Below are 5,438 nucleotides of genomic sequence, written 5' to 3' on the forward strand. Positions count from 1 at the left end.
CAATTTGCGCCCTAAGCTCGGAAACTACCCCTACCCCTTGCAGCTCCTGGATGAATGTCTTCCGCAAGGAATGGAACCCACGCTTCGCGGGCTCCCAGCCCTTCCCCACCTCAGCCAGGTGCCGACTGAAGGCCTTGGTGATCCAGTTCCCTTGCCCGTTTACGGCCGTTGCTTTGGCCGCCGGGAATAGTCTCGTCTCACCTGCCTCGCGCTTCCCGTCGACCCACTCCAAGAGTCCCATCTTGAGCAATTCAGGATGTAGCGGCACGGTGCGAAGGCTCACTTCGGTTTTCACCTTCTGGTGCTCGCCGTCGTCTGAGATGCGGATACACGGGATGCCATCCTCCTCAAACACGTCCTTGATGAGGAGTTGACCGACTTCGGACGCCCTGGCACCGGTGTAGAGCCCAATGAGGGACGCCCAGCGGGCCGATTCGGACAGTTTGGCCAGTGCCTCGGGCGCGAACAGCGCCCGGATCTGCGCCCTATCGTAGGCTTTGAAACCCAGCTTCTTGCGGGCGCGCTTCTCGCGCTGGGAATAGCTCACATGGCCGGAGGCTGGGTTGTCGCCACGCGGGTAGTGACCAGAGGCCATGGCCCACTCGAAGAAGCCGCCCTTGCCGCCGATGTAGGACTGCTTGTTTGTCAGGGTCGGCGTGGAAGCCCCCTTCTCCCGCATGTCCTGATACCAGCGGGCCAAGTCCGAGCGCGTGATCGCGTGGACCTTGGCCTTTGCCCCCAAGAACGCCACCAATGCCTCGATCGCGGTCTTCTTGATCGTGTAGGTCTTGGGCAGAGTTGAAGGCTTGAGCGTCGCCAGGAAGGCGTCGCGCGCCTTTCCCAAGGTGATCGTCTCGATGGCCTGGGCCGGTGGCGTTGCGGATGTGCAGGTCACCTGCGGCCAGATCTCGCGAGCCGGTCCCCGGCGGGCTGCTGAAGGCTGCTGGAGCGTGGCCGCCATCGCTTCCAACTCCATGAGCTGCCTATAGAGCTTCAAGTCCTTGGGACTGTCGATCTGCCATTGCTCCGTGACCGTCCCGTCCGWTGCCCGGGTGCGGTTCAACGTGAGCTCGCGMAGGTTCTCAGCRCTCGTCAAACGATCAATSAGRAGGTCAGCATCCGTTTTGSYGAGCTTGGCCACGCGTTGATCCTTCAACTGTGCGAAGAGYCGAGCATAGCCTGCRCCCAGCACGACYGCACGCACRTGGGCCTGAGCYAGGTCTTTCGTTCGAAGGRTGCGTTTGATCAGCCGGCAGTCGAGCACGGCKTGRAGGTCRACRGGAACRCGCTGGACGAASGACCAGCGACCGGTCTCGGACCGACTCAAATGGTGAGGGATGCGCATGCGATTGTCGCCTCTGCATGCTTTCCGCCTGCCAATCAGGACACATCAAAAATTCATATTTAGAATCAATGAGTTATACGCGATTGGCGGAGAGAGTGGGATTCGAACCCACGGAAGGTTTGACCCTTCGCCGGTTTTCAAGACCGGTGCCTTAAACCGCTCGGCCATCTCTCCGTATCGGTAGCGCTGTCTGCGCACCGCGTGCCCAGGTCATTTCAACCCCGGCATCCGGTCGGGGCAGCGCCCCGTCCGGCATGGCTCCCCGGCACTGGCCGGGGGTCGCATTCTCGCATTTCAGGTGGGTTTTGCCCACCCGGCCGGTGCCGGGCTCAGCCCGCATCCACCGCCAACGCACCCAGCGCGCTGGCCTTGATCTTCTCCTTGGCCCGCTCGCACGCGCCACCGCAATCCAGGCGCGAGGCCTCCAGTTGTGGCGGCAGGTGTTCGGCCAGGAAGTCGATGAACACCCGCACCGCCGGCAGCAGGCCGCGGCGCGAGGCGAACACGGCGTGGCACACGCCCTGCGGCAGCGACCATTCCGGCAGCACCACTTCCAGCTCGCCGCTGCGCACGGCATCGGCGCAGACGGTCTCGGGCAGCATGGTGATGCCGAAGCCGTCCTTGACCATGCTTTGCAGCAGCGGGAAATCGAAACCGGCCACGCGTGGCTGCAGGTCCACGCGGCGCACCGCGCCTTCGGGGCCGTGCAGTTYCCAGCGCTGGCGGGCTTCGTCTTCGCTGATGCTCAGGGTGACGTGGTTGGCCAGTTCGTCCGGGTCCTTGGGGCGGCCGGCACGGTCGAGGTATTTCGGGCTCGCCACCAGCAGTTCCTGCACCTGGCCGAAGCTGCGCATGACCAGGCTGCCGTCGTCATCCAGCCGCGAGCGCACGCGCAGGGCGACGTCGTAGCCCTCGTTGATGATGTCCACGCGGCGGTTGCTGATGTTCAGCTGCAGCCGCACCTTGGGGTACTGGGCCAGGAACTTGGGCAGCAGCTTGGGCAGCTGCATCTGCGCCAGCGACACCGGCACGCTGGCGCGCACCAGGCCGCGTGGCTCGGCGCTCAGCCGGTCCACCACTTCGCGCGCGGCCTGGGCCTCGGCGAGCATGGTCTGGGCGTGGCGGTGCACGCTGGTGCCCACGTCGGTCACCGCGAAGCGGCGCGTGGAGCGCTGCAGCAGGCGTACGCCGAGGTCGGTTTCCAGCTGGCTGATACGGCGGCTCAGACGGGATTTGGGGATGCCCAGGGCGCGTTCGGCGGCGGCGAAACCACCGTGGTCGACCACCATGGCGAAGTAGTAGAGATCGTTGAGGTCTTGCATACCGAAGTTCCAGATATAGAACAATACGTGGTATTCAACCACCTTTATTCCAACCAAGCAACAACCTAACCTGTTTTCCGTCGGCGGCGCGTTGCCCGCCCCTCCCAGATAACAGGTGATTGCCATGAAGCTTCTCCACATCGATGCCAGCGTCCTTGGCGACAACTCGGTTTCCCGCCAGCTCTCGGCCGCCGTGGTCCAGCAGTGGCGTGACCAGGTGCCGGGCCTGGAGGTCACCTACCGCGACCTGGACGCCCAGCCCGTTGCGCACCTGCGCAGCAGTTCGCTGGCCCAGACCGACGCGGCCGAAGTGGCCGACGCGGCGCTGGTGCTGGAGCAGTTCCTGGCGGCCGACGTGGTGGTCATCGGCTCCCCAATGTACAACTTCAGCGTGGCCTCCACCCTCAAGGCGTGGATCGACCGCCTGGCGGTGGCTGGCAAGACCTTCAAGTACACCGATACCGGCCCGGTGGGCCTGGCCGGCGGCAAGCGCGTGATCGTGGCCAGCAGCCGCGGCGGCCTGCACACCGGCGCCCCGACCGACTTCCAGGATCCGTACCTGCGCCAGGTGTTCGCGTTCTTCGGCATCGACGAGGTGGAATTCGTGCGCGCCGAGGGCATCGCCTACTCGCCGCAGCACCGCACCGACGCGATCGCTCAGGCGCTGGCCGCGCTGCCGCAGCCGCGTGAGCTGGCCGCTGCCTGAGGTGTAACCCCACGCCACTCCCTCCCCCTCGTCGTGGTGCCGTGGTGCGCGGCGCCGGTTTTCTCTCCCTTGCCGGTGTTGCGCCTGATGGCCCCTTTTGGGGCCATCTTTTTGAGATCGCGGGTACGCACTTGGCCGCCGTTGGCTCGCATTGAATCAACGTGGAAAGCGCCAGCCACGCAGGGCGTGGCCCTACCCGCCCAGGAACAACGGAGGTAGAGCCACCCCATGGGTGGCTGCACGTGGTGCCCGAACGGTACGGCGGCCACCCATGGGGTGGCTCTACCTCCTGGATGCAAAAAACCCGCCTTTCGGCAGGTTTTTCGTTTCAGGCGATGGTCTCGATGCCGCCCATGTAGGGCTTGAGCGCGTCCGGCACGGTGATGCTGCCGTCGGCGTTCTGGTAGTTCTCCATCACCGCGATCATCGCCCGGCCCACGGCCACGCCGGAGCCGTTGAGGGTGTGCAGCAGTTCGGGCTTGCCGGTTTCCGGGTTGCGCCAGCGGGCCTGCATGCGGCGGGCCTGGAAATCGCCACAGTTGGAGCACGAGGAGATCTCGCGGTAGGTGTCCTGCGAGGGCAGCCACACTTCCAGGTCGTAGGTCTTGATCGCCGAGAAGCCCATGTCGCCGGTGCACAGCAGCACCTTGCGGTACGGCAGGCCCAGCTTCTCCAGCACCACTTCGGCGCAGCGGGTCATGCGCTGGTGTTCTTCGTCGCTCTGCGCCGGGGTGCAGGCGGCCACCAGTTCGACCTTSTCGAACTGGTGCTGGCGGATCATGCCGCGCACATCGCGGCCGCCGCTGCCGGCTTCGGCGCGGAAGCACAGCGAGTGGGCAGTCATGCGCAGCGGCAGCTGGTCGGCGTCGACGATGTCATCGCGCACGATGTTGGTCAGCGGCACTTCCGAGGTCGGGATCAGGTAGCGCGTGGACTCGCCCACGGCGGTCTTGAACAGGTCGTCTTCGAACTTGGGCAGCTGGCTGGTACCGCGCAGCGACTCGGCGTTGACCAGCGCCGGGACGTTCGTTTCTTCATAGCCGTGCTCGCCGGTGTGCAGGTCGAGCATGAACTGCGCCAGCGCGCGGTGCAGGCGCGCGATCGGGCCGCGCAGCACGGTGAAGCGCGAACCGGACAGCTTGGCGGCGGTCTCACCATCGAGCCAGCGGTTGCGGGCGCCCAGTTCGACGTGGTCGAGCACGGGGAAGTCGAACGCGCGCGGGGTGCCCCAGCGCTTCTGTTCTACGTTCTCGGTCTCGTCCTTGCCGGCGGGCACGTCGTCGGCCGGCAGGTTGGGGATGCCCAGGGCGATGGCTTCGATCTTGTCGCGCAGTTCGTCCAGGGCCACTTCCGAGGCCTTGAGCTCATCGGCGAAGGCGGCCACTTCGGCCATGATCGCCGAGACGTCTTCGCCCTTGGCCTTGGCCTGGCCGATGGCCTTGGAGCGGCTGTTGCGCAGGCTCTGCAGTTCCTGGGTACGCACCTGGATGCGCTTGCGGTCCGCTTCCAGCGACTCCAGCCCGGACACATCCAGCTCGAAACCGCGCGAGGTGCGCAGGCGTTCTGCAAGGTCGGCGGGATGTTGGCGAAGCAGGGCTGGATCAAGCATGGCGGTGGCAGGTGGGTTCGGGTACGGAGGGGGATTATCGCCTGTTACGCGGATTTCTGCCGCCCGCGCGCCGCCATGTACCCCTCAGTCATTGCCGGCGTGGCAGAATCGGGCTGTTCACAACGGTATGGCTCATGTCCGCTTCCCGCTCTACGTCTGGCAAGAACATCACCTTCCACCTGCCCCGCCGCAGCCTGATGATCGCCGGTATCGCCTTTGGCGTCGGCATCCTCCTGTTTCTGGTGGTGTGGCTGAGCAGCCGCAACGACGAGTTCTACAAGGCCGGCCCGGCGGCAACGCCGCAGCAGGTGGCCGAGATCGAGCCGCTGCCCGAACCCCTGCCCGCCGCGGCCGGCTCCAGCGACATGCCMGATGCGAAGGCGCTCCCGGCCAATGCGGAGAAGCCGCAGCTGGTGGAAACCGCGCCGCCCCCGCCGCCGGCCGCTGCCGCCGCCC

The 5,438-nt window shown here is 65.8% G+C and carries 4 protein-coding genes, 1 tRNA gene and 1 pseudogene; 2 read left to right on the forward strand and 4 right to left on the reverse strand.

Annotated elements, in window-relative coordinates; genetic code table 11:
- The 3 genes from ACXJKH_RS13635 to ACXJKH_RS13645 all read right to left on the reverse strand — a co-directional run.
- Positions 1 to 1,345: DUF6538 domain-containing protein (locus ACXJKH_RS13635; RefSeq protein ID WP_457320032.1), on the reverse strand; the 1,345-nt coding region annotated here is incomplete at its 3' end.
- An 84-nt stretch (positions 1,346 to 1,429) separates the two neighbouring features.
- Positions 1,430 to 1,519, reverse strand: a tRNA-Ser gene (locus ACXJKH_RS13640).
- 155 nt (positions 1,520 to 1,674) lie between these two features.
- Entirely contained in the window at positions 1,675 to 2,667 is a 993-nt protein-coding gene (locus ACXJKH_RS13645) for a LysR substrate-binding domain-containing protein (protein WP_457320034.1), read from the reverse strand.
- A gap of 124 nt (positions 2,668 to 2,791) precedes the next feature.
- Here ACXJKH_RS13645 and ACXJKH_RS13650 point away from each other — a divergent pair, with 124 nt between their 5' ends.
- On the forward strand, positions 2,792 to 3,373 hold the full coding sequence (locus tag ACXJKH_RS13650; protein ID WP_256774490.1) for an FMN-dependent NADH-azoreductase: 582 nt from the start codon (positions 2,792 to 2,794) through the stop codon (positions 3,371 to 3,373).
- 328 nt (positions 3,374 to 3,701) lie between these two features.
- On the opposite strand, the gene serS is transcribed toward ACXJKH_RS13650, so the two are convergent.
- Positions 3,702 to 4,982, reverse strand: coding sequence for a serine--tRNA ligase (gene serS / locus ACXJKH_RS13655; protein ID WP_457320036.1), 1,281 nt, complete (start codon positions 4,980 to 4,982; stop codon positions 3,702 to 3,704).
- A gap of 134 nt (positions 4,983 to 5,116) precedes the next feature.
- Between serS and ACXJKH_RS13660 the strand changes: the two are divergent.
- Positions 5,117 to 5,438 (forward strand): annotated as a pseudogene (locus ACXJKH_RS13660) (energy transducer TonB); the annotation flags it as partial.

This window comes from Stenotrophomonas sp. P5_B8, from assembly GCF_054049855.1.

Bases quoted from the DNA above. Each gene is read 5' to 3' on its own strand.
- ACXJKH_RS13650 (WP_256774490.1), top strand. From the start codon at position 2,792: ATGAAGCTTCTCCACATCGATGCCAGCGTCCTTGGCGACAACTCGGTT.